This window comes from Streptomyces sp. NPDC013317 (assembly GCF_055563155.1).
Genome location: NZ_JBVHDX010000002.1, coordinates 459,856 through 481,772 on the forward strand (window position 1 = coordinate 459,856; position 21,917 = coordinate 481,772).

General features: G+C 72.4%; 21 protein-coding genes. 11 read left to right on the forward strand and 10 right to left on the reverse strand.

Features of this window, described 5'->3' with window-relative positions; translation table 11 throughout:
- Nucleotides 1–72 precede the first annotated feature (72 nt).
- Nucleotides 73–1,200: a ferritin-like domain-containing protein gene (locus tag ACZ3IJ_RS06810; protein WP_467466602.1), complete on the reverse strand. Its 1,128-nt coding sequence runs from the start codon at nucleotides 1,198–1,200 to the stop codon at nucleotides 73–75.
- A gap of 173 nt (nucleotides 1,201–1,373) precedes the next feature.
- On the opposite strand from ACZ3IJ_RS06810, the gene ACZ3IJ_RS06815 reads away from it, so the two are divergent.
- The 6 genes from ACZ3IJ_RS06815 (at nucleotide 1,374) to ACZ3IJ_RS06840 (ending at nucleotide 6,540) form a co-directional block, all read left to right on the forward strand.
- Nucleotides 1,374–2,309 (forward strand): AurF N-oxygenase family protein, encoded by a 936-nt coding sequence (locus ACZ3IJ_RS06815; protein ID WP_467466603.1) that lies wholly within the window; start codon nucleotides 1,374–1,376, stop codon nucleotides 2,307–2,309.
- Nucleotides 2,310–2,428: 119 nt separating this feature from the next.
- Nucleotides 2,429–3,151, forward strand: coding sequence for a TetR/AcrR family transcriptional regulator (locus tag ACZ3IJ_RS06820; RefSeq protein WP_467466604.1), 723 nt, complete (start codon nucleotides 2,429–2,431; stop codon nucleotides 3,149–3,151).
- Nucleotides 3,152–3,161: 10 nt separating this feature from the next.
- Nucleotides 3,162–3,431, forward strand: a complete 270-nt coding sequence (locus tag ACZ3IJ_RS06825) for a hypothetical protein (protein WP_467466605.1) — start codon at nucleotides 3,162–3,164, stop codon at nucleotides 3,429–3,431.
- Between the two features lie 77 nt (nucleotides 3,432–3,508).
- Entirely contained in the window at nucleotides 3,509–4,873 is a 1,365-nt protein-coding gene (locus ACZ3IJ_RS06830; protein ID WP_467466606.1) for a C40 family peptidase, read from the forward strand.
- A gap of 281 nt (nucleotides 4,874–5,154) precedes the next feature.
- Nucleotides 5,155–5,823 carry a histone deacetylase gene (locus tag ACZ3IJ_RS06835; RefSeq protein ID WP_467466607.1) on the forward strand — a complete coding sequence of 223 codons (669 nt, stop codon included), beginning with the start codon at nucleotides 5,155–5,157 and terminating at the stop codon, nucleotides 5,821–5,823.
- A gap of 180 nt (nucleotides 5,824–6,003) precedes the next feature.
- Complete coding sequence (locus tag ACZ3IJ_RS06840) at nucleotides 6,004–6,540, forward strand: RICIN domain-containing protein (RefSeq protein ID WP_391798462.1); 537 nt, start codon at nucleotides 6,004–6,006, stop codon at nucleotides 6,538–6,540.
- Nucleotides 6,541–6,593: 53 nt separating this feature from the next.
- Here the strand turns inward: ACZ3IJ_RS06840 and ACZ3IJ_RS06845 are convergent, their stop codons facing one another.
- Genes ACZ3IJ_RS06845 through ACZ3IJ_RS06865 form a run of 5 tightly spaced genes read right to left on the reverse strand, consistent with a single transcriptional unit; the run spans nucleotide 6,594 to nucleotide 12,373 of the window.
- Nucleotides 6,594–7,829 (reverse strand): styrene monooxygenase/indole monooxygenase family protein, encoded by a 1,236-nt coding sequence (locus ACZ3IJ_RS06845; protein ID WP_467466608.1) that lies wholly within the window; start codon nucleotides 7,827–7,829, stop codon nucleotides 6,594–6,596.
- A 27-nt stretch (nucleotides 7,830–7,856) separates the two neighbouring features.
- A complete protein-coding gene (locus ACZ3IJ_RS06850; protein WP_467466609.1) occupies nucleotides 7,857–8,522 on the reverse strand; it encodes a GTP-binding protein in 666 nt (221 codons plus the stop codon).
- Nucleotides 8,503–8,925, reverse strand: a complete 423-nt coding sequence (locus ACZ3IJ_RS06855) for a DUF742 domain-containing protein (protein ID WP_467466610.1) — start codon at nucleotides 8,923–8,925, stop codon at nucleotides 8,503–8,505. The genes ACZ3IJ_RS06850 and ACZ3IJ_RS06855 overlap by 20 nt, the downstream gene beginning before the upstream one ends.
- Entirely contained in the window at nucleotides 8,922–9,404 is a 483-nt protein-coding gene (locus ACZ3IJ_RS06860; RefSeq protein ID WP_467466611.1) for a roadblock/LC7 domain-containing protein, read from the reverse strand. Before ACZ3IJ_RS06860 ends, ACZ3IJ_RS06855 begins: the two co-directional genes overlap by 4 nt.
- Entirely contained in the window at nucleotides 9,401–12,373 is a 2,973-nt protein-coding gene (locus ACZ3IJ_RS06865; RefSeq protein ID WP_467466612.1) for a sensor histidine kinase, read from the reverse strand. The genes ACZ3IJ_RS06860 and ACZ3IJ_RS06865 overlap by 4 nt, the downstream gene beginning before the upstream one ends.
- 373 nt (nucleotides 12,374–12,746) lie before the next feature.
- On the opposite strand from ACZ3IJ_RS06865, the gene ACZ3IJ_RS06870 reads away from it, so the two are divergent.
- Nucleotides 12,747–13,529, forward strand: a complete 783-nt coding sequence (locus tag ACZ3IJ_RS06870; protein WP_467466613.1) for a hypothetical protein — start codon at nucleotides 12,747–12,749, stop codon at nucleotides 13,527–13,529.
- Between the two features lie 102 nt (nucleotides 13,530–13,631).
- Here the strand turns inward: ACZ3IJ_RS06870 and ACZ3IJ_RS06875 are convergent, their stop codons facing one another.
- Nucleotides 13,632–14,114, reverse strand: a complete 483-nt coding sequence (locus tag ACZ3IJ_RS06875; protein ID WP_352189036.1) for a MarR family winged helix-turn-helix transcriptional regulator — start codon at nucleotides 14,112–14,114, stop codon at nucleotides 13,632–13,634.
- Nucleotides 14,115–14,325: 211 nt separating this feature from the next.
- Here ACZ3IJ_RS06875 and ACZ3IJ_RS06880 point away from each other — a divergent pair, with 211 nt between their 5' ends.
- Both ACZ3IJ_RS06880 and ACZ3IJ_RS06885 read left to right on the forward strand, forming a co-directional pair.
- Nucleotides 14,326–15,147: a lysozyme gene (locus ACZ3IJ_RS06880; RefSeq protein ID WP_467466614.1), complete on the forward strand. Its 822-nt coding sequence runs from the start codon at nucleotides 14,326–14,328 to the stop codon at nucleotides 15,145–15,147.
- Nucleotides 15,148–15,403: 256 nt separating this feature from the next.
- Entirely contained in the window at nucleotides 15,404–16,267 is an 864-nt protein-coding gene (locus tag ACZ3IJ_RS06885) for a lytic polysaccharide monooxygenase auxiliary activity family 9 protein (RefSeq protein WP_467466615.1), read from the forward strand.
- Between the two features lie 28 nt (nucleotides 16,268–16,295).
- Here the strand turns inward: ACZ3IJ_RS06885 and ACZ3IJ_RS06890 are convergent, their stop codons facing one another.
- A complete protein-coding gene (locus ACZ3IJ_RS06890) occupies nucleotides 16,296–16,889 on the reverse strand; it encodes a DUF5701 family protein (protein WP_467466953.1) in 594 nt (197 codons plus the stop codon).
- Nucleotides 16,890–17,192: 303 nt separating this feature from the next.
- A complete protein-coding gene (lon, locus tag ACZ3IJ_RS06895; protein WP_467466616.1) occupies nucleotides 17,193–19,604 on the reverse strand; it encodes an endopeptidase La in 2,412 nt (803 codons plus the stop codon).
- 241 nt (nucleotides 19,605–19,845) lie between these two features.
- On the opposite strand from lon, the gene ACZ3IJ_RS06900 reads away from it, so the two are divergent.
- Nucleotides 19,846–20,496, forward strand: coding sequence for a DNA alkylation repair protein (locus ACZ3IJ_RS06900; protein WP_467466955.1), 651 nt, complete (start codon nucleotides 19,846–19,848; stop codon nucleotides 20,494–20,496).
- A gap of 143 nt (nucleotides 20,497–20,639) precedes the next feature.
- The gene (locus ACZ3IJ_RS06905) at nucleotides 20,640–21,215 is read left to right on the forward strand and encodes a hypothetical protein (RefSeq protein ID WP_467466618.1); all 576 of its coding nucleotides are present in this window, start codon (nucleotides 20,640–20,642) and stop codon (nucleotides 21,213–21,215) included.
- 20 nt (nucleotides 21,216–21,235) lie between these two features.
- Here the strand turns inward: ACZ3IJ_RS06905 and ACZ3IJ_RS06910 are convergent, their stop codons facing one another.
- A complete protein-coding gene (locus ACZ3IJ_RS06910) occupies nucleotides 21,236–21,895 on the reverse strand; it encodes a TetR/AcrR family transcriptional regulator (RefSeq protein WP_467466619.1) in 660 nt (219 codons plus the stop codon).
- Between the last annotated feature and the right edge of the window lie 22 nt (nucleotides 21,896–21,917).

Genomic DNA, 21,917 nt, shown 5'->3' on the forward strand with positions numbered 1-21,917 from the left:
GCACGCTACGTCACCGGTACGACATCCCACCCTCCGGGGCCGTACCGGGACCCGGGAGGTTCCCGCTTCCGCCTACTCCTCCGCCGCGCCCTGCGCGATGGCCTCCTCGACCTCCGCCACCCGCTCCGCCTCCTCCGTCGCGAACCGCTCCCGGTCCAGCGCCTCCGCGATCTCCTCGTCCTGGGTCATCAGGAGGTCGAGGTTCGAGTCGCCGAGGTCGAAGACGCCCATGTCCAGGTAGGCCTTCTGGAGGCGTTCGCCCCAGAGGCCGATGTCCTTCACGCAGGGGACGATCCGGCTGAACAGCAGCTTGCGGAAGAGGTGCAGGAACTCGCTCTGCTCACTGAGCTCCTCCGCCTCCTCGCGTCCGATGCCGAAGTTCTCCAGGACCTCGACCCCGCGCAGCCGGTCCCGCATCAGGTAGCAGCCCTCGATCACGAACTCCTCGCGCTCGCGCAGTTCGGCGTCCGTCAGCTGCCTGTAGTAGTCGCGCAGCGCCATCCGTCCGAAGGCCACGTGGCGGGCCTCGTCCTGCATGACGTACGCGAGGATCTGCTTCGGGAGCGGCTTGTCCGTGGTGTCGCGGATCATGCCGAACGCGGCCAGGGCCAGGCCCTCGATCAGGACCTGCATCCCGAGGTACGGCATGTCCCAGCGCGCGTCGCGGAGGGTGTCGCCCAGCAGGCCCTGGAGGTTGTCGTTGATCGGGTAGAGCATCCCGATCTTCTCGTGGAGGAAGCGGCCGTAGACCTCCGCGTGCCGGGCCTCGTCCATGGTCTGCGTCGCCGAGTAGAACTTGGCGTCCAGGTCCGGGACCGACTCGACGATCCGAGCGGCGCAGATCATCGCGCCCTGCTCGCCGTGGAGGAACTGGCTGAACTGCCAGGAGGCGTAGTGCCGGCGCAGCTCGGCCTTGTCCTTCTCCGTCATCTTCGCCCAGTGGCGTGTGCCGTGGAGGGTGAGAACGTCGTCGGGGGTGCCGAGGGGGTCGTACGGGTCGACCTCCAGATCCCAGTCGATGCGCCTGGAGCCGTCCCACTGTTTGTCCTTGCCCTTCTGGTACAGGGCGAGGAGGCGATCGCGACCGTCGTCGTACTCCCAGCTGAAGCGGGCCGAACCGGTCGCCGGCACCTGCCAGACGGGGTCTTCCGTGGCGTTCGAGGCTTTCAAGGTCTTCGTGTAGAGGTCGTACGTCGACACTGACGTCTCCTTGCTCTCACGTGGACGTGATGGTCCCTCCCGGCAGGCTGACACCTTGGTAGACATCGAGTCAACAAGTCGCGCACAGGGGATTGACGGGCTTACTGACGGGCAGTCTGATAGGGGCGACCGCCGGTAACCCGACTGCGAGCACAGCGAGGTGTCGCACCGTCATGACCACTCGGACCGAACTGGACTTCAGCCTCCTCCAGGACGCCCTCGGCCCGCTCCGCGACCGGGAACAGGTCGCCGCCCGGCTGCTCGAGTCCTCCCTCAAGCACTCCTTCGACCCCGAGACCGAACTCGACTGGGCCGCGCCCCTCGAGGACGGCAAGTGGTTCTGGCCGCCGGAGCTGGTCTCGCTCTACGACACCCCGATGTGGCGGCGGATGTCCGAGGAGCAGCGGATGGACCTGGCCCGGCACGAGGCCGCGTCGCTCGCCTCGCTCGGCATCTGGTTCGAGATCATCCTGATGCAGCTGCTCGTCCGGCACATCTACGACAAGTCGCTCACGAGCGACCATGTGCGGTACGCCCTGACCGAGATCGCCGACGAGTGCCGGCACTCGATGATGTTCGCGCGGATGATCCAGAAGGGCGGCGCGCCCGCCTACCCGGTGCCGCGGATCTACCACAATCTCGCCCGTGTCCTGAAGACCGTCTCCACCACCCCCGGCTCCTTCGCCGCCACCCTCCTCGGCGAGGAGATCCTGGACTGGATGCAGCGGCTGACCTTCCCCGACGAGCGCGTCCAGACGCTGGTACGGGGCGTGACCCGCATCCACGTCGTCGAGGAGGCCCGGCACGTGCGCTACGCCCGCGAGGAGCTGCGGCGCCAGATGGTGACCGCGCCGCGGTGGGAGCAGGAGTTCACCCGGCTCAGCTGCGGCGAGGCCGCCCGGGTCTTCTCCACCTGCTTCATCAACCCCGCGGTGTACGACAACGTCGGCCTCGACCGCCGCGCGGCGGTCGCCCAGGTCAGGGCGAGCGGCCACCGCCGCGAGGTCATGCAGTCGGGCGCCCGGCGCCTGACCGACTTCCTCGACGACATCGGGGTGCTGCGCGGCCCCGGCCGGCGGCTCTGGAAGTCGTCGGGCCTGCTTGCGTGAGCCGGCGGGCGGGTGCGGCGGCGGGGGGACGGCCGGGCGGGGCGGTGGGACGGCAGGGCGGGGCGGTGGGCCTCGGACTTCCGCCCGGGGCGTCACCTCGCGGAGCTACCCTGCGAGGCATGACCAGTGCCGCCTCGCCCGCGTACCGCCGGCTCAGCGTCGAGGAGAGACGGGTGCAGCTCCTCGCCGCCGCCCTGACGCTCTTCGCGCACCGGGCACCCGACGAGGTCTCCCTCGACGACGTCGCCGAGGCGGCGGGCGTCTCGCGTCCGCTCGTCTACCGGTACTTCCCCGGTGGCAAACAGCAGCTGTACGAGGCGGCCCTGCGCTCCTCCGCCGACGAGCTGGAGCTCTGCTTCGCCGAGCCGCACGCCGGCCCGCCGACGGAGCGGCTCAGCCGGGTACTCGACCGCTATCTGGCCTTCGTCGACGAGCACGACGCCGGGTTCAGCGCCCTGCTCCAGGGCGGCAGCGTCGCCGAGACCTCCCGGACCACCGCGATCGTGGACGAGGTGCGGCGCGCCGCGGCGGAGCAGATCCTCGTCCACCTGGGAGTGGACCGCCCCGGGCCCCGGCTGCGGATGATGGTCCGCACCTGGATCGCCGCGGTGGAGGCGGCCTCGCTGATCTGGCTCGACGAGGGGAAGCAGCCCCCGTCCGGCGAGCTGCGGGACTGGCTGGTCGACCATCTGGTCGCGCTGCTCGCCGCCACGGCGGCGAGTGACGAGGAGACGGCGTCGGTCGTCTCGCTGCTCCTCGCGCAGGAAACGGCGGACGGACCGGTCGGCACGCTGGCGCGGCGAGTGACCCCCGTGGTGAGCAGGGCGGCGCACCTCATATGAGACTGGTCCCGTGAGAAGCGAGAACACCCCTTTCCGCGGCGGTCCCCTGGACGGCCAGCTCCTGCCCGTCCTCCTCGGCCACACGGGGCACCCTCCGAAGTGGTACGAGGTTCCCGTCCCGGACGCCGACGGCGGCCCCCCGACGGTCCACGCCTACCGCCGCGAACCGGCCGGGCACACCAAGCGGCTCGGGATCCAGCGCGGCTGGGTCTACGAGTACGTCCCCGAGGGCCGCGAGCGGCAGTCGCCGAAGTGGCCCTGGTCCAAGCCGAACGGGTGAGCCGATTGGGCCGATTCGCCCCTTTGTGAGGTCATCCGACCGCCCGGTCCCTCCATCATCGCGGTGGAGGTGATGTCGTGTCAGGAAGGTTGCTGCGCACGGTCTGCACGGGGGTGCTCGCCGCGACGACCGCGCTCGCGGGGGTTCCGGCGGCCACGGCGGACGACCCGGCGGACGCGGGGGCGGAGGCCCCGCTGGAGTTGCCGGCGACCGCCCCGGGCGAGGAGGCCGGGCCCGGGGACGCCGGGCCCGGGAAGGCCGACGCCGAGGGCACCGTGCCCGAGGACGCCGACCCCACCGGCGGCACCGATCCGGCCGACGCCACCGACCCCACCGACCCCACCGGCGGCACCGATCCGGCCGACGGCACTCCCCTCGACGACGCCGCCGAACTACCGCCCTCCGGCGCCGAATCCGTCGCGACGCTCCTCGGCCGGCTCCGGACCCTCTACCGCCAGGCCGAGCAGGCCACCGAGGCCTTCAACGCCACGGACGAGGCCCTGCGCCTGCAGACCGCCGACACCAAGAAGGTCAGCGGCGCCCTCACCGAGGCCCGCGAGCGCCTCGCCCGGGGACGGAACGCCGCCGGGCGGCTGGCCAGGGAGCAGTACCAGGGGCGGGTCACGACCTCGGCGTTCTCCTCGTACCTGCGGCTGCTGCTCGCCGACGACCCCCAGCACGCCCTGGACCAGGGACATCTGATGGACCGCGCGGTACGTGACCGGGCCACCACCGTGTCCCGGCTCACCCGGGCCGAGAAGCGGGCCGACGAGCTGGCGAGCGCCTCGCGCAAGGCCCTGGACCGGCAGCAGACGCTCACCGCCCGGCGACTCAAGCAGCGCGACGACGTCCGGAAGCGGCTCGCGGAGGTCCAGCGGCTGCTCGCCTCGCTCCCCGCCGACCAGCTCACGCGGCTGACCGAACTGGAGCGCCGGCAGACAGCGGGCGCGCAGCGCGACCTGCTCGACTCGGGCGTCCTGGAGGGCGAGCGGACGCCGTCCCGGGCGGGCGGCGAGGCCCTGCGGTTCGCGGTGGGCCAGATCGGCAAGCCGTACGTGTGGGGCGCCGAGGGGCCGGAGTCGTACGACTGCTCGGGGCTGACCTCGCAGGCGTGGGCGAGCGCCGGCCGGCAGATCCCGCGCACCAGCCAGGAGCAGTGGCGGACCCTCCCGAGGGTGGAGCTGCGCGACCTGCGCCCCGGCGACCTGGTCGTCTACTTCCCCGAGGCCACGCATGTGGCGATCTACCTCGGCCACGGACTGGTCGTGCAGGCGCCCCGGCCGGGCGCCAAGGTCAAGGTCTCCCCCATCGCCGCCAACCCGCTTCTCGGGGCGGTCCGTCCCGACCCGGACGGCGCACCCCTGGACTCGTACACGCCGCCCGACCTCCCCGCCGGGGCCAGGGACGGCACGGACGAGGGGTTCGATCAGGGGCCCGCCTGAGCGTGTCGGTGCTGCGCGTGAAGTGCCGGCACGCGATGGTGGCGCCCGGCGACCTGAACTCGGACGGCAGGGCCGACCTGGTGGCGGGGCGCCTCGGGCGTCCTCTGGTACTACCGGGGGACGGGCCTCGCGGCGAAGCCGTACGCGGCGCGCGTGAAGGTCGGCGGCGGCTGGCAGAAGTTCAACCTGCTGTTCTAGCCGGCCCCGAACCGGGTAAGGCAACGGCCTCCGTCCTTCGTGGACGGAGGCCGTCGTCTTGTCGGCCCTGCCCAGGAGCGCCCATGCCAGAGCCCCGCCGTCCGGCCCCCCGGCCCGCCCGTCCAGCGTCGCCGCCCCCGCACGTCTGGTACGCCGCGTACGGCTCCAACGTGCACCTCTCGCGGCTGCTCCACTACATCGACGGAGGCCGGCCCCCGGGCTCGGCCCGGAGCTACCCCGGCTGCCGCGACCGGACGCCGCCCGCGGGGTCCGTGGCGGTCGTCCTCCCCGGTGCGGTGTACTTCGCCACGGAGTCGGCCGTCTGGACCGGTGGCCGCGGCTTCTACGATCCCGAGGCACGGGGCCCGGCGCTGGCGCGCGCCCATCTGATCACCGCGGGTCAGTTCGCCGACATCGCGGCGCAGGAGATGTACCGGGAGCCGGAGAGCGACCTGGATCTGACCGAGGCCGTCACCCGGGGCCGCTACGAACTCGGACCGGGACGGTACGAGACGCTGGTGTGCCCCGGCACGCTCGACGGCGTCCCGGTCCTCACGCTGACCGCACCCTGGCGGATGACCGACGTGACCCTGCGCGAGCCGTCCGCCCCCTACGTCCAGCACCTGGCGACGGGCCTGGACGAGACCGGAGCATGGCGGCCCGCCGAGATCGCCGCGTATCTGGGCACCTGCCCGGGAGCGGCGGGCCACTGGACGACGGAGGCCGTCCTGGCCCTCATCGACCCCGACTGAGCACCCGACATCGTCGGCTCCACAAAACGGAGGAATCGATTCCATCCGCTCGGCGGACCCAGCGCGCCCGCGCGCGGCCCAAATGGCGGGCATGGAAGACCAGTTACATCGAAAACCTATGCGATCATGAACGGCGATTTCCGGCCTCGTGTCGGATTCTCCTATGGATTGCAGAGGACCATGAAGTTCAACCCGATCACCCGCGCCCGCCGCGGCCTGCTCGTGCTCGCCGCATCGCTCGGTCTCATCCTCGGCGTCTCGGCCGTTCCGGCCCAGGCAGCGACCCTCCACTACGGGGGTACGGTCGAGATCCGCGCCGGGCACTCCGGCCAGTGCCTTGAGGTGGCGGACTGGAGCAAGGCGAACGGTGCGGCCGTCCGCCAGTGGCCCTGCACCGGTGGCGCCAACCAGAAGTGGGAGCTCTACTACTACACCAGCACGCCCGTCGGCGCGTGGTACTACCGGAACGCCAACAGCGGCAAGTGCCTGGAGATCGGCGGCTGGGGACGCAACAACGGTGCGACCGCCAACCAGTGGGACTGCCACTACGGTCTCAACCAGCTGTTCCACGGCGACGGCAAGCTCTACATGGACTACGACTACGCCTGGAGCAAGTGCCTGGAGATAGCCGACTGGAGCACGCAGCCGGGCGCCCGCGCGCGGCTGTGGGACTGCCACAGCGGCGCCAACCAGAGCTTCACCAAGCGGGCCGTGTGACCGCCGGGCGGGCGCCGGACACCTGCCCGGCGCCCGCCCGCGTCCTGTGACTGTCAGGCCCCCGAGACCTCGGCGAGGTACGCGGACGTCTTCTCCGGGTCGAAGAAGAAGTTCTCGAAGTCGGCCGGGTCGTTGAAGCCGTTCGCGAAGCGGTCGGCGACCGGCTGGAGGCCGCCCGCGGCGCCGAGCAGGTTGAGGACGTGCTCCGGCGGGACGCCGAGCATCGCGTTCGTCCACTTGGTGACGTGCTGGGCCGTGTCCCAGTAACGGTCGAACGTGGCCTGCATCCACTCCTCGTCGAACGGCTTGTCGCCGTGCTCGACGATCGACGTCAGGTAGGCGGCGGCGCACTTCGAGGCAGAGTTCGAACCCTGGCCGGTGATCGGGTCGTTGGCGACGACGACGTCCGCGACGCCCAGGACCAGACCGCCGCCGGGGAGGCGGCCGATGGGGTTGCGGACGGTCGGGGCGTAGCGGCCCGCGAGGGTGCCGTTGGCGTCGGTCAGTTCGACCTTGGTGGCGCGCGCGTACTCCCAGGGCGTGAACCTCTCCATCAGCTCCAGGGTGAGCGACAGGTGCTCCGCCGGGTCCTTGACGCCCTGGAAGACGTCGAGCGGACCGCCGGGGATGCCCTCCCAGAAGAGGATGTCCGCACGGCCCGAGGTGGTCAGCGTCGGCATGACGAAGAGCTCGCCTACGCCGGGGACCAGGTTGCAGCGCACGGCGTCGAAGTCCGGGTGCTCGGGGCGCGGGCCGAGGCCGTGGACGTACGCGACGGCCAGGGCCCGCTGCGGCTCGCCGTACGGGGAACGCGCGGCGTCCCGGCCGAACATGGAGACCAGCTCGCCCTTTCCGGCGGAGACGAGCACCAGGTCGTACGTACGGGAGAAGAAGTCCAGGTCGGAGACTGCCGCGCCGTGGATGACGAGCTGCCCGCCGCGCTGGGCGAAGGTCTCCATCCAGCCGGCCATCTTCACGCGCTGGTCCACGGACTGGGCGTAGCCGTCGAGCTTGCCGACCCAGTCGATCACACGCTGCGACTCCGGGCCGGCGACGGAGACGCCGAGTCCCTCGATCCGGGGGGCCTGGGACTCCCAGAAGTTGATGCCGAGGTCACGCTCGTGCTGGAGAGCGGTGTCGAACATGCACTGGGTGGACATGACCCGGCCGGCCCGGATCTCGTCCGCCGTGCGGTTGGACATGAGGGTGACTTCGTACCCCTGCGACTGGAGTCCGAGGGCGAGCTGGAGACCGGACTGACCGGCTCCGACGATGAGTATCTTCCGCATGGCGGGTGTTCCTTACGAGGGGTCCGACTATTCGGGGGAGGATTCGAGCGCGTGCCCGACCATCGCGAGCAGGGTCTCGACGACGCTGTACCGCTTGCGCGCGTCCATGATCACGACGGGTACGTGCGGAGGCACCGTGAGGGCCTCCCGGACGTCCTCGGGCTCGAACCGCTCGGTGCCCTCGAAGTGGTTGACGGCGACGATGTACGGCAGCCCGCAGCTCTCGAAGTAGTCGAGGGCGGCGAAGCAGTCGGTCAGCCGGCGCGTGTCGGCGAGCACGATCGCGCCGATCGCGCCCCGCACCAGGTCGTCCCACATGAACCAGAAGCGCTGCTGGCCGGGCGTACCGAAGACGTACAGGACGAGGTCGTCGTCGAGGGTGATCCGGCCGAAGTCCATCGCCACGGTCGTGGTGAGCTTCTCGGGCGTCGCGGAGAGATCGTCGGTCTCCTCGCTGGCCTGCGTCATCAGGGCCTCGGTCTGGAGCGGGGTGATCTCCGAGACGGCCCGGACGAAGGTCGTCTTGCCGACGCCGAACCCGCCCGCGACGACGACCTTGGTCGCTATGGGAGCCCGGGTGTGGTCGAGCTGCCAGTCCCGGGCGCCGTCCTCCGTGGCGACATCGACGGGCCGGGGCTGCGCGGGGATTCCGGCGGACGCCGGGGCTGCGGCTTCAGAGACGGCGGAGTCCACTCAGCACCCTTTCGAGGAGCGCGCGGTCGGGCTGGCCGGTGCCGTGACCGGTCCCGTACACGCGGATCTTTCCCTGGTCGGCCAGGTCGCTGAGCAGCACCCGGACGACACCCAGCGGCATCTTCAGGAGCGCCGAGATCTCCGCGACGGTACGCATCCGGCGGCATATCTCGACGATGGCCCGCATCTCCGGCATGAGTCCGCGGGCGGCGGGGCCGCCGTCCGTCAGGACCTTGCGCTCCGGCGCCGCCTCCAGCGCCGCGACGAACGTCTCGACGAGCAGGACGTGACCGAAGCGGGTGCGGCCGCCGGTGAGGGAGTACGGGCGTACGCGCGCGGGGCGGCGGCCCTCCCCCCGGAGCGGCAGCCTCTGGGCGTGGTAGACCGACGGCACGGACGTCACTGGGCGCTCTCCATCGATTTGCGCAGCTCACTGCGGAGTTCGGGGGTGAGTACGTGTCCGGCGCGGCCGACGAAGAGAGCCATGTGGTACGCCACGACGCTCATGTCGCAGTCCGGCTCGGCGTGCACGCCGAGCAGCGAGCCGTCGCTGATGGACATGACGAAGACGCTGCCCTCGTCCATCGCCACCATCGTCTGCTTGACCCCGCCGCCGTCCATCAGCCGGGCGGCGCCGACGGTGAGGCTGCCGATCCCGGAGACGATCGTGGCGAGGTCGGCGCTCGATCCCCTCGGTCCGGCCGTGCGCCGCTCGGCGGGCGCGGCGTTCTGAACCGCCGGGTCGGACGACAGCAGCAGGAGTCCGTCGGAGGAGACGACGGCGACCGAACGGACCCCGGGCACCTCCTCGACGAGGTTGCCCAGCAGCCAGTGCAGATTGCGGGCTTCCCTGCTCAGTCCGAATGTTCCGGTCGCAGTCAACTGCGTGCCTCCTCGACTGTGTCCCCCGTCTTCTCCTCGGTACGCGCGGTGTCCACGGCCGCGTTCTCGGTCTCGGTCCCGGCCGTGGTCCCGGCCTTCTCGGTCTCGGCCGTGGTCCCGGCCTCGGCCCTCTTGGTCTCGGTGCCCGTCGCGGCGGCCGCCCCGATCTCGGCCTCCACGTCGCGGCGCCCTTCCTTGGCCCCCTGGTGGAAGCCGCCGAGCCGGCGGCGCAGGGCCTCGGCGTCCACTCCGCCCGTACGGGGGGTGGGCGAGGTGTCGGCCTGCTGGACGATCCGCGGTGTGCGCTTGGGCAGGCCCTTGTCCGTGAGCCGCTGGGCGCCGGGACCGGCCTCCTCGGAGGCGCGCTCGTGGGCGTCGGGCTCCGGGGCCGGCTCGGGCAGGCGGACCTGGAGGGTGGTCTCGGCGAGCGTGGGCCCGTCGGCCTCGGTGGGTCCGTCGGCCTCGGTGGGCTCGGCGTGCCCAGTGGGTCCGGCGGGCTCGGCGGGCTCGGTGGGTCCGTCGGCCTCGATCTGCCCGGTGGGCTGGGCCGGCACGGCGGGTCGGGCCTGCTCCGGAGCGGCCTCGACGGTCTCGCCGGTCTCCGCAGCCTCGGCGGCCGCCCTCGTCTCCTCCTCCGCCGCCTCGAAGGCGCGCTCCGCGGCCTCCACGAGCGGGTCACGGGTGCGGGACGGCAGGGTGTTGGAGTTGGCCTCGGCGACCGAGCCCGGAAGGTTCAGCGTGGGAGCCGCGCCCGCGACCGGGACGGCCGGCGGGCCCGCGGTCGGCGGGGCCGACGGGAGGAGCGGGAGCGGCAGGACGACGACGGCCGCGATGCCCCCCTGCTTCTGCTCCCGCAGCTGCACCCGTACGCCGTGACGCGCCGCGAGCAGGGCGGCGACGCGGATGCCGAGCCCCTCCCCCGCCACGTCGGCCGGATCGGCCTCGGCGAGCCGCGCGTTGAGCTCGACGAGCCGGGACTCGGTCATGCCGATGCCCTCGTCCTGGACGGAGAGCATGACCTCGCCGGACTCCAGGAGCCAGCCCGAGAGCTGGACCTGGGTGTCGGGAGGCGAGAAGGAGGTGGCGTTCTCCAGGAGTTCGGCGATCAGGTGGCTGAGGTCGTCCGCGGCGAAGCCGGCGATCTGGGCGTGCGGCGGCAGGGACTGGATCGCGACCCGCTCGTACCGCTCGATCTCGCTGACGGCGGCGCGCAGCACGTCCACGAGCGGGACGGGCCCGGGGTGGCCGTGGACGTGCTCGTGGCCGGCGAGGACGAGGAGGTTCTCGCTGTGGCGACGCATGACGGTCGCCATGTGGTCGAGCTTGAAGAGGGTGGCGAGCCGCTCCGGGTCCTGCTCGCGCTCCTCCAGCTTCTCGATCACTCCGAGCTGGCGCTCCACCAGTCCGAGGCTGCGCAGCGAGAGGTTGACGAAGGTGTGGTGGACGCTGTGCCGGAGCCGTTCGAGTTCGGCGGTGAGGAGCGCGGTGTGGCCCTGGAGTTCGGCGCGCTGGGCGGCGAGCTCCGCGGTGAGGGCCTCGCGGGCTCCGGTGAGGTCGGCGCGCTCGCTGTCGAGCTGCGCGGTGCGCCGGCCGAGGTCGGCGAGCTTGCCGTGGAGGGTGTTGAGGGACCGTACGACCTGGGCGAACTCGTCGTTGCGGCCGGTGAAGCGGACCGGCTCCTCGCTATCCGGCTCCGGGGCCGCGGCCAGACGGGCGGCGCCGATGCGCAGGACGGCGAGCGGGCGGGTGAGGGTGCGGGCGACGTAGGTGGAGATGCCGATCGCGACCAGGAGGCAGCCGCCGAGGAAGGCGATGCGGACCTCGAGCGCGGTGACGTCGTCGTCGCGGAGCTGGGAGAGCCGCTCCACCCGGGTGGCGGCGAGGGCGGACTCGACGCCGCGCATCTGCTCGACACGGGCGGAGAGCGCGGCTTCCAGCGTCTCCGGGTCGGTCTTGCGCTCGGACTTGCTGAGCTCCGGTTGGTCGGTGAGCCGCGCCAGGAGCCGCTCGGCGTTCTTGACGTCGGGTCCGGTGACGGTGGCGGCGAGGGAGTCACGTCCGGCGCTGGAGGCGGCCTGGTCGAAGTCGGCGAGGGTGGCCAGTTCGCGGACCCGGGCCTGCTGGGCGGCGGCCGTGAGGGCGTTGCGGATCCGCTCGGCCTCGTCGGCGCCCTCCGCCTTGACGGGGACGTACGTGCCGGTGACCGGGTCGTAGGTGACACCGCTGGACTCGGGCTGGGGCACGGCCAGGGCGGCGAGGAGCAGTCCGCGCGTGGCGGACGCCTGCTCGACGGCGCGGCCGAGGGCGGCGGGCGCCCTGGTGTCCTGGGCGGCGCGGGCCGGGGTCTGTTCGGCGAGCTCGTCGGCGAGGGCCTGGAGCTTGGCGATGACGTCCGTGTACGCCTTGTGCGCCTCCAGGGCGGTGCCCTTGCCGGTGAGCGCGGTACGGCGGATGGAGGGCAGGCCCGCGAGGTCGCGGCGCAGCTCGGCGGGGGCGGTGGGCCGGATCTCGTCGATCTGGCGGTCGACGCGGGTGGAGCGGGCGCTGGTGACCTGCCGCTTCTCGTCGCTGTCGCCCTTCTGCTCGTCGCGGCCCGCGGCGATGTACGCGACGACCTCGTCGCGCTCGTCGGCGAGGGAGTGCGCGAGGGTGACGGCCTGGCGGTCGAGTTCGGCGAGGGTGACCAGGCTCTGGGAGTCGTTCAGTTCGCCGGAGGCGGTGAGGACCGCGGGGGCGCCGGCGGCGAGGACGGTGACGCCGACGAGGGCGACTCCGGCGACGAGGCGGTTGCGGACGCGCTTGGACCGGCCCGGCTTCGCCTGCGGGGGCACGGCGGCGGAACCCGTTCCCGGCTGTGCGGGGACGACGACAGGGCCCGTGGCGTCGCCCGTGCTCAGCGGGTCACCGGGGGCCTGGCTCCGGCTGCCGTTGTTGCTCCGAGGCCGCTTCTTCTGCACCGGTGCTCGCATTCTCGACTCGTCCGCCCATGAAGCAGAGGTGACGACCGGTCATGTGCTAGAGCGCCCCCACCCCTGGTACGGCTTCCGACCATTCCAGCGCTTCTGGGAAGGGGACGCGCATCGGCCGCTCCGCCACCCGAACGAGTGAACAACACTCCTGAGTTGGGGAACAACTTCCGGCGGCGCCGTCCGCGCGCCCGCGCGGTGTGCCGGTTGGATCTTCCGCCCGGCCTTTGGCAGGATGCGCGCCCGCAGCTCGCCGGAGGTTCCGCTTCCGCCTCTCGGGCGGCCCTGGAGAGCCTGGCGCGAGGCCCGTTCGTCTCTATGGAGACGCCGTGAAGGTGCCGTGCGGGCGCGGTCGGCCGGAGGCAGACTGGGGATCATGCGCACCGAAGCCGCCACCCTCCCCGGCCGCCCCGAACGCCCCAACGAGGACTGGGCGGCCACGGCTCTTCCCGTGTCCGGCGGGGGCGGGACGGTGGTGGTCCTCGACGGGGTGACACCGCCGGCGGGTGATGACGGTTGTGTGCACGACGTGCCGTGGTTCACCGCCCGCCTCGGGGGTGCGCTGACCGAACTGTCCGCTTCGCGGCGTGACATGACGCTGAGCGGGATCCTCGCGGAGGCAATCCGGCGCACCGCGGACGCCCACCGCGACGGCTGTGACCTTTCTCACGTCCGTACGCCCCAGGCGACCGTGGCGATGGCGCGCTGGGACGCGGCGACCGTCGAGTACCTGGTGCTGTCGGACGCCGTGCTCCTCCTGGCGGCGCCGGACGGGTCCGTACGGGCGGTGCTCGACGACCGCCTCGACCGGCTCCCGGACACCGTCAGGCGTTCACTGGAGGCGACGGACCGGCTGCGGAACCGCGAGGGCGGCTTCTTCACGGCCGCGGCGGACCCGGACGTGGCACGGCGGGCGGTCACCGGGACGGCGCCCCGGGCGGCCGTACGGGCGCTGGCGGCGCTCACGGACGGGGCGGCGCGCTGGGTGGAGCTGTTCGGGCAGGGCGACTGGGCGGACTGCATGGGGGTGCTCGGCAAGGAGGGCGCGCACGGACTGCTGGCGCGCGTCCGGTCGCTGGAGGCGGGGAGCGAGGCGACGGGCCGAGCGCTTCGCGGGAAGCTCCACGACGACGCGACGGCGGCGTACGCGGTCCTCTGAGGCGGCCCCCGCCCGGACCCGCCCCCGCCCGGACCGGCCTGCCCGGACCGGCCTGCCCGGACCCTTCCGGGCCGGCCCGGACCACCCGGCCCGGGCCGGGGCTCAGCCCTCGGCGCGGGTGTTCAGCTGGTGGAGCAGGCGCGCCAGTTCGGCGACCTCGCCGCGGTCCCAGTCGGCGAGCTTGCGGACGTACCGCCCGCGCCGCGCGTCCCGTACCCGCCGGAAGCGGAGCCGGCCCTCCTCGGTCAGCCGGACGAGCGAGGCGCGCCCGTCGGCGGGATCGGGGTCGCGGGCGACGAGTCCGAGTTCTTCCAGGGCGCGCAGCTGGCGGCTCATGGTCGCCTTGCCGACGCCGAAGTAGCCCGCGAGTTCGGTGGCGCGCTGGGGCCCGGTGTCGTCGAGCCGTACGAAGAGTCCGTACGCGGAGGATTCGAGCTCGGGATGGACCTCGCGTGCCATCTCGCCGGACTGGGCGCGGGCGCGGCGCAGAAACACCGCCAGTTCCCGTTCCAGGGCCAGGAATTCCTGGTCCACACCACTCCTCGCCGTGGGTTCGCCTTCACTCCCCGTACCGCTTCCGTGCACGTCAGCACCCCTCGCGCGCTTTCCGGTCGCTGAAAGTTTCTTTCGTCCGCGGTCATCGCCGCAGCTCCTTCAGTATTTCGCAGGCATAGACCAACGGCGGCACCCGGCCCCCCTTCCGCCGAACCGGTCTACGTGCGTAGCGTCATCGGTGACATGTCCACACCAGGACTGTCCCGGCACGCTCCCCCACCGAGCCTTTCGGAGGCACGCAATGCCCGTGCACAGATCCGGAAAGACCCTCGCCGGCGCCGCTCTCGCGGCCCTGGCCCTCTTCCTGCCCCTCACCTTCTCCGGCCCCGCGAACGCCGCCGACGCCGACGCCGTCCCCCCACGCGGCTCCGCCCACATGGGCATGGGCGTCGTCGAGCACGACGGCCGGAGCGGCACACCCGGAACGCCCCGGGCGGCCCAGACCGAAGGCGTGGACGTCTCCAGCCACCAGGGGAACGTGGCCTGGTCGACGCTGTGGAACAGCGGAGTGAAGTGGGCCTACGTCAAGGCGACGGAAGGCACCTACTACAAGAACCCCTACTTCGCGCAGCAGTACAACGGCTCGTACAACGTGGGCATGATCCGCGGCGCGTACCACTTCGCCACCCCGGACACGACGACGGGCGCGGCGCAGGCGGACTACTTCGTCGACAACGGCGGCGGCTGGTCGAGGGACGGCAGGACCCTGCCGGGCGCGCTGGACATCGAGTGGAACCCGTACGGCGCGACCTGCTACGGCAAGTCGCAGTCGGCGATGGTCACGTGGATCCGCGACTTCCTCAACCGCTACAAGGCGCGGACCGGTCGTGACGCGGTGATCTACACGGCGACGAGCTGGTGGACGCAGTGCACGGGCAACTACGGCGGCTTCGGCGCGAGCAACCCGCTGTGGGTCGCGCGGTACGCGTCGACGGTCGGCACGCTGCCGGCCGGCTGGGCGTACTACACGATGTGGCAGTACACCTCGACCGGTCCGACGGTCGGCGACCACAACCGCTTCAACGGCGACCTCTCGCGCGTCCAGGCGCTGGCGAACGGCTGAGCCGAGCAGGCCTTCGCCCTCGTGCGGCGGTCCTCCGGGTGCGCGGCGGCGCGTCCGGGGGGCCGCCTTCGCCCCCTCCGCCTCCCTGCGTTCCCCCCGCCCACCTTCCCGCCTTCCCGTCATTTTCGCTCCCCCTCTTGCCGATTGGTATGGACCAATGCGAGTCTCTGGGGCGACGCGTGCGGCTTTCAACTTCCGTACGCCACCCGCTCATTGCTCGTTCCGTCCTCCCCCACGCACGAGAGAGAGCCCCGACATGCCGTCCTCGTACCGCCGGACCGCCGCAGCCGTCACCCTGTCCGCGGCCGCGCTGATCCCCCTCACCCCGTCCACCGCGGGCGCGCACGGCGCCGTCTTCAACCCGGTGAGCCGGGTGGCGGCCTGTTACGCGGAGGGACCCGAGTCCCCCGACTCCCAGGTCTGCAAGGACCTCGTCGCCGACTCCGGCACCCAGCCGCTCTACGACTGGAACGAGGTGAACATCGCCAACGCGAACGGGCAGCACCAGGTGGTCATCCCCGACGGCAAGCTCTGCTCGGCCAACCGCGAGAAGTACCGCGCGCTGGACTGGGCCAGGACCGACTGGCCCGCGACGGCGGTCGGGGCGGGCTCCTTCGACTTCAAGGTACGGGTCACGGCGGCGCACTCCGGCACGATGACGGTCTACATCACCAAGCAGGGCTTCGACCCCACGAAGCCGCTGAAGTGGTCGGACCTGGACGCGACCCCCGTGGCCACCTACGCCACGCCGCGCACCTCGGCGGACGGCTACTACAACTTCACCGGCAACCTGCCCGCGCGCACCGGCCGTCACATCGTCTACAAGGTCTGGCAGCGCAACGACAGCCCGGAGGCGTTCTACAGCTGCTCGGACGTCACCTACGGCGGTGCGACGACGGTGGCGGGCTCGGCGCCGAGCGAGGCCGGGATCGCCGCCGGCGCCGACCGATCGACGGTGAGCCACGCGGGCCACGGTGGCGACGAGCAGGCCCCGGCGCTCTCCGCCGAGGCCGCGCGGACCTCCCCCTCCCCGCTCCCCCTGGCCCTCGGCGGCGCGGGCGCCCTGGCGGCCTTCGGCGCGGGCAGCCTGCTCCTGACGCGGCGCCGGAACGTGTCGTGACGGCACGGCCGGATCGGCACGCGCCCCGTCAGACGCTCCGGCCCGTGGTGGAGGCGAAGCCCAGCCAGGTGTGACGGTTGTTCCACCAACACCAGCCGACCTTCGGAGCGTTGCGCCGCTCGCGGCCGTCCCGCCCGGTCCCGTTGCTGATCCAGATCGCCGGGGTGCGTGCGTCGAAGGCGCCGTTCGCCTTGCGGAGCCGGGAGCCGATGGTCATGAAGCAGAGGTTCCGCTCCAGGGCCTCCGGCTGCTGGAGGACCCAGTGGATGCCCTCGCTGAGCAGCAGCGGGGTGCGGTCCTCGTCGGCGAGGGCGGGCAGCGCCTCGTCGGGGCTCCAGTTGGACATGCGGTCCCCGCGGTCGACGCCGGAGACGAGGTAGAGGGGAGCGTCGGGAAGCTCGACGGTGTCGAGCGGCGCGAAGTCGTCGACGTCGGGCATGTCGACGACGACGAAGCCGGGCTTGTCGTCGCGGCGGAGCAGCGGCGCGAGGGCGGAGGCGGGCGCGCGGTCGGGGTGCACGGCGAGCAGGGCGTCCACCCGCCCGCCGCCGGCTCCCGTGGCGAAGGCACGCAGCTCGTCCGCCGGAATCCCGGCGAGCTCGTGCACCCCGAGCTCGATCAGCCGCTCCGCCTGGGCGGTGAGCGACGGGAGGGCGGTGAGCGACGGGAGGGCGGTGAGCGACGGGAGGGCGGTCGCGGGCGAGGGGAGGGTCTGCGGGTCGGGGCCGGTCGACGGCGTCTGGGTCAAGGAACTCCTCGGTCCGTGGTGCGAATGGTCGTCAGAGCGTCAACGGAGCGCCCGCCCTCGATGTTCCCGCCACGCGCGCCGCCGGGCACGGGAGAAGCGGGTCGCCCCGGTGAGGGGGCGCCCCGCTTCTCGTACCGCCGGAACCGCGAGCGCGCCGTCGGCTGCGACCGGAGCCTCCTACGCGGCCGCGCCGACCGTCACCTGCGCGGGCGCGAGGGCGATCTCCAGGACCTGGCGGACGTCCGTCACCGGGTGGACCTCCAGCTTCTCCAGGATCTCGGCCGGGACGTCGTCGAGGTCCGCCTCGTTCCGCTTCGGGATCACGACCGTCGTGATGCCGGCCCGGTGGGCCGCGAGCAGCTTCTGCTTCACACCGCCGATCGGGAGGACGCGACCGGTCAGCGACACCTCACCGGTCATCGCCACGTCCGTCCGGACCAGCCGGCCGGAGAGCAGCGACGCCAGCGCGGTCGTCATCGTGATGCCCGCGCTCGGGCCGTCCTTCGGCACCGCTCCCGCCGGGAAGTGGATGTGCACGCCCCGGTCCTTCAGGCCGGTCACGGGCAGCTCCAGTTCCGCGCCGTGCGACCGCAGGAAGGAGAGCGCGATCTGCGCCGACTCCTTCATGACGTCGCCCAGCTGGCCCGTCAGGGTCAGCCCCGCGGCGCCCGTCTCCGGGTCGGCGAGCGACGCCTCCACGAAGAGGACGTCACCGCCCGCGCCCGTGACGGCCAGCCCGGTCGCCACGCCCGGCACCGCCGTCCGGCGCTCGGCCGGGTCCTGAGCGGACTCCGGGATGTGGTGCGGACGCCCGATCAGCCCGCGCAGATCGTCGACGCCGACCGCGAACGGCAGCTCCCGGACGCCCAGTTCGTGCTGCGCCGCGACCTTCCGCAGAAGCCGCGCGATGGACCGTTCCAGGTTCCGTACGCCCGCCTCACGGGTGTACTCGCCCGCCAGCTTCCGCAGCGACGCGTCCTCGAGGACCACCTCGCCCGGCTCCAGACCCGCGCGCTCCAGCTGCCGGGGCAGCAGGTGGTCGCGGGCGATGACGACCTTCTCGTCCTCCGTGTACCCGTCGAGGCGCACCAGCTCCATCCGGTCGAGCAGCGCCTCCGGAATGGCCTCCAGGACGTTCGCCGTCGCCAGGAAGACGACGTCGGAGAGATCGAGTTCGACCTCCAGGTAGTGGTCGCGGAAGGTGTGGTTCTGCGCCGGGTCGAGGACTTCGAGGAGCGCGGCCGCGGGGTCGCCGCGGTAGTCCGAGCCGACCTTGTCGATCTCGTCGAGCAGGACCACCGGGTTCATCGACCCGGCCTCCTTGATCGCCCTCACGATCCGGCCCGGCAGCGCGCCGACGTACGTACGGCGGTGACCGCGGATCTCCGCCTCGTCCCGTACGCCGCCGAGCGCGACGCGGACGAACTTCCGCCCCATCGCGTGCGCGACGGACTCGCCCAGCGACGTCTTTCCGACACCGGGCGGGCCGACCAGGGCCAGGACGGCGCCGCCGCGACGGCCGCCGACGACCCCGAGCCCGCGCGCGGCGCGCCGCTTGCGGACCGCCAGGTACTCGGTGATCCGTTCCTTCACGTCGTCCAGGCCCGCGTGCTCGGCGTCGAGCACCGCCTTGGCGCCCTGGATGTCGTACTGGTCCTCGGTCCGTTCGTTCCATGGCAGTTCGAGGACGGTGTCGAGCCAGGTGCGGATCCAGGAGCCCTCCGGAGACTGGTCGCTGGACCGCTCCAGCTTCTCGACCTCCTTGAGGGCCGCCTCCCGTACGTTCTCGGGCAGGTCTGCGGCCTCGACGCGGGCCCGGTAGTCGTCGGACTCGTCGCCGTCCGTCTCACCGTTGAGGTCGCGCAGTTCCTTGCGTACGGCGTCGAGCTGGCGCCGCAGCAGGAACTCCCGCTGCTGCTTGTCGACGCCCTCCTGGACGTCCTTCGCGATGGACTCGGCCACGTCCTGCTCGGCCAGGTGCTCGCGGAGCTGGGCCGTGGCGAGCTTGAGGCGGGCGACCGGGTCGGCGGTCTCCAGGAGCTCGACCTTCTGCTCCAGGGTGAGGAAGGGCGAGTAGCCGGAGTTGTCGGCGAGGGCGGACACGTCGTCGATCTGCTGGACGCGGTCCACGACCTGCCAGGCGCCGCGCTTCTTCAGCCAGCTGGTGGCCAGCGCCTTGTACTCCTTGACCAGCTCGGTCACGGAGCCGGGCAGCGGGTCGGGCAGGGCCTCCTCGACGACGGTGCCCTCGACCCAGAGGGCGGCGCCGGGGCCCGTCGTACCGGCGCCGATCCGGACGCGGCCGCGGCCGCGGATGAGCGCGCCGGGGTCGCCGTCGGACAGCCGGCCGACCTGCTCGACGGTGCCGAGGACGCCGGTCCCCGCGTACGTCCCGTCGACCCGGGGCACGAGGAGCACCCTGGGCTTGCCGGCCCCGGAAGGGGCGGCGGCCTGGGCGGCCTCGACCGCGGCGCGTACGTCGTTGTCGGACAGGTCGAGCGGCACCACCATTCCGGGCAGCACGACCTCGTCGTCGAGCGGCAGCACGGGCAGAGTGAGCGGCGCGGACGCCATGGACTCAGCAGCCATGATCTCCCCTTCGGCAGTCAAGTTGAGCTATGTGGACTCAATGCACATGAGCCTCGGGTTGTTCCCCGAGCGGCGTTCGCTCTGAGCGATCGGGGCGCGGCAGGATGTATCGGATTCGGCCGGCCGTAGGCTGGATTCCTTCTCGAGCGAGAACGAGGAGACCGAGGTGACCGAGGTGACCGAGGTGACGACCGGGGCTGCCGGGGCTGCCGGGGCTGCAGGGGCGACGCTGGCGCGGGTCATGGCCGACCTGGCCGGGCTCGAGGACCCGAAGATGCGCGCGGCGAACGAGAAGCGCGGTGACGATCACGGCGTGAACCTCACCCGGCTGCGCGCGCTCGCGAAGGAGCTCAGGACGCAGCAGGATCTCGCCCGCGACCTCTGGGCGACGGACGACACCGCCGCGAGGCTGCTGGCGCTGCTGATCTGCCGCCCGAAGGCGTTCGGGCGGGACGAGCTGGACGCCATGGTGCGTGAGGCGCGCGCCCCCAAGGTGCACGACTGGCTCGTGAACTACGTGGTGAAGAAGAGCCCGCACGCCGAGGAACTGCGGCTCGCATGGTCGGCGGACCAGAACCCGGTGGTGGCGAGCGCCGGCTGGGCGCTGACCGCCGAGCGCGTGGTGAAGAAGCCCGCCGGCCTGGACCTCGACGGACTGCTCGACATCGTCGAGGCGGAGATGAAGGACGCCCCCGACCGGCTGCAGTGGGCGATGAACGCCTGCCTGGCCCAGATCGGGATCCAGCACCCCGAGCATCGCGCCCGCGCGGTCGGCATCGGCGAGCGCCTGGAGGTCCTCAAGGACTACCCGACCGCCCCGAACTGCACCTCCCCTTTCGCCCCGACGTGGATCGCCGAGATGGTGCGCCGCCAGGAGGCCGCCCGGCCGTAAGGGGGGCGGGGCGCCGGGCGCCGGCCTCCCGCGCATCCCCGCGCCCGCGGCGCATCGGAATCTGCCCGCGGACCGGGATCCCCGCCTCGACGCCGCGCTCGCGGCCCTGGCCAAGCGGGGCGGGTGAGGGCAGGATCGTGTCCATGACGCTCAAGGGCGGTAACGCGAGGCTCTGGGCCGCGTCGGCGGCACTGGTTCCGGTACTGGCACTGACCGGCTGCGGCGACCAGGGCACCCCGCCGGGGCCCGCCGCACCCCGGGAGGGAAGCCCGGCATCCGCGTCGGTTCCGACTCCCGACCGGACCGGCGACGTCTCCGTCCCGCCGGTCCCGACCGCGACGGACGGGACCGTGCGCAAAGACCACGAGCCCGGTCCGCGCGAGGTCCTCGTCGAGGTGAACGTCAACGGCGGGCTCGCCGGCGTCCGCAACCAGCTGGTCGTCCACTACGACGGCAGCTACACCACCCGCTCCGGGACGGAGGAGCCGCGCGCGGGCCGTATGACCGCCGCCGAAGTGGCCGAGCTGCGGGCGGCGCTGGAGGACCCGGCGTACGCGAAGGTCCCCGCCCGGCCGACGGGCGCGACCGTCCAGGACGGCTTCCAGTACGTCTTCACGTACCGGTACCGCGTCGTCGTCGCGGCGGACGGCGAGCGCCCTCCCGCGCTGCAACGCGTCTTCGAGGCCCTGCCCGACGGCGGCCCCCCGACCGGCCCCTGAGGGCCCTCACGCCCGACCCCTCACCGGGTGCCCGGGAGCCCCTCCCCCGTCGCCGATATTCCCCTCAACTGGCGGTCCAGGTACTCCCCTACGCGCCCCGGCATGTCCATCGCCCCGGGATCCAGCGCCCACTGGAGCTGCAGACCGTCCATGACGGCGAGCTGCTCCTGCGCGACGGTCCGGCAGTCGACGCCCTCCCGCAGCTCCCCGCGCCGCACCGCCGCCTCCATCAGGTCGACGGTGTGGCGCAGCACGCGCGCGTACCGCTCCTTGAAGTAGGCGTGCGCGGGGTGTCCGACGTTGCCCGACTCTCCTACGAGGACGTTGAACATCCGCACGATGCCGGGGCGCCGGGTGTTGTCCTCGACGAGGCCGACGACGGTCTCCAGATACGCGGTGTACGACTCCGGTTCCTCGGCGAAGAGGCGCTCGACGTCGTGCTGCTCGCTCTGCGCGAGGACCGAGAGCAGAAGGTCCTCCTTGCTGCGGAAATGGTGCAGGAGGCCGCCCTGGGTGATGCCGCAGTCGTTGGCGATCCGGGCGAGCGAGGAGGCGTGGAAGCCCCACCGGCCGAAGTGGTCGACGGCTGTGTCGAGGATCTTGCGGCGGCGCTCGTCGCCCACCGCGTAGCTGCCCCTGCCCGCGCCCGCGCGGGTCGTTCGGCCTTTGTTCTCCGGCATGCGGCCACCCTAGACGCTGGCC

Bases quoted from the DNA above. Each gene is read 5' to 3' on its own strand.
- ACZ3IJ_RS06815 (WP_467466603.1), top strand. From the start codon at position 1,374: ATGACCACTCGGACCGAACTGGACTTCAGCCTCCTCCAGGACGCCCTC.
- ACZ3IJ_RS06820 (WP_467466604.1), top strand. From the start codon at position 2,429: ATGACCAGTGCCGCCTCGCCCGCGTACCGCCGGCTCAGCGTCGAGGAG.
- ACZ3IJ_RS06835 (WP_467466607.1), top strand. From the start codon at position 5,155: ATGCCAGAGCCCCGCCGTCCGGCCCCCCGGCCCGCCCGTCCAGCGTCG.
- ACZ3IJ_RS06840 (WP_391798462.1), top strand. From the start codon at position 6,004: ATGAAGTTCAACCCGATCACCCGCGCCCGCCGCGGCCTGCTCGTGCTC.
- ACZ3IJ_RS06845 (WP_467466608.1), bottom strand. From the start codon at position 7,829: ATGCGGAAGATACTCATCGTCGGAGCCGGTCAGTCCGGTCTCCAGCTC.
- ACZ3IJ_RS06865 (WP_467466612.1), bottom strand. From the start codon at position 12,373: ATGCGAGCACCGGTGCAGAAGAAGCGGCCTCGGAGCAACAACGGCAGC.
- ACZ3IJ_RS06870 (WP_467466613.1), top strand. From the start codon at position 12,747: ATGCGCACCGAAGCCGCCACCCTCCCCGGCCGCCCCGAACGCCCCAAC.
- ACZ3IJ_RS06880 (WP_467466614.1), top strand. From the start codon at position 14,326: ATGCCCGTGCACAGATCCGGAAAGACCCTCGCCGGCGCCGCTCTCGCG.
- ACZ3IJ_RS06885 (WP_467466615.1), top strand. From the start codon at position 15,404: ATGCCGTCCTCGTACCGCCGGACCGCCGCAGCCGTCACCCTGTCCGCG.
- lon (WP_467466616.1), bottom strand. From the start codon at position 19,604: ATGGCTGCTGAGTCCATGGCGTCCGCGCCGCTCACTCTGCCCGTGCTG.
- ACZ3IJ_RS06900 (WP_467466955.1), top strand. From the start codon at position 19,846: ATGGCCGACCTGGCCGGGCTCGAGGACCCGAAGATGCGCGCGGCGAAC.
- ACZ3IJ_RS06905 (WP_467466618.1), top strand. From the start codon at position 20,640: ATGACGCTCAAGGGCGGTAACGCGAGGCTCTGGGCCGCGTCGGCGGCA.
- ACZ3IJ_RS06910 (WP_467466619.1), bottom strand. From the start codon at position 21,895: ATGCCGGAGAACAAAGGCCGAACGACCCGCGCGGGCGCGGGCAGGGGC.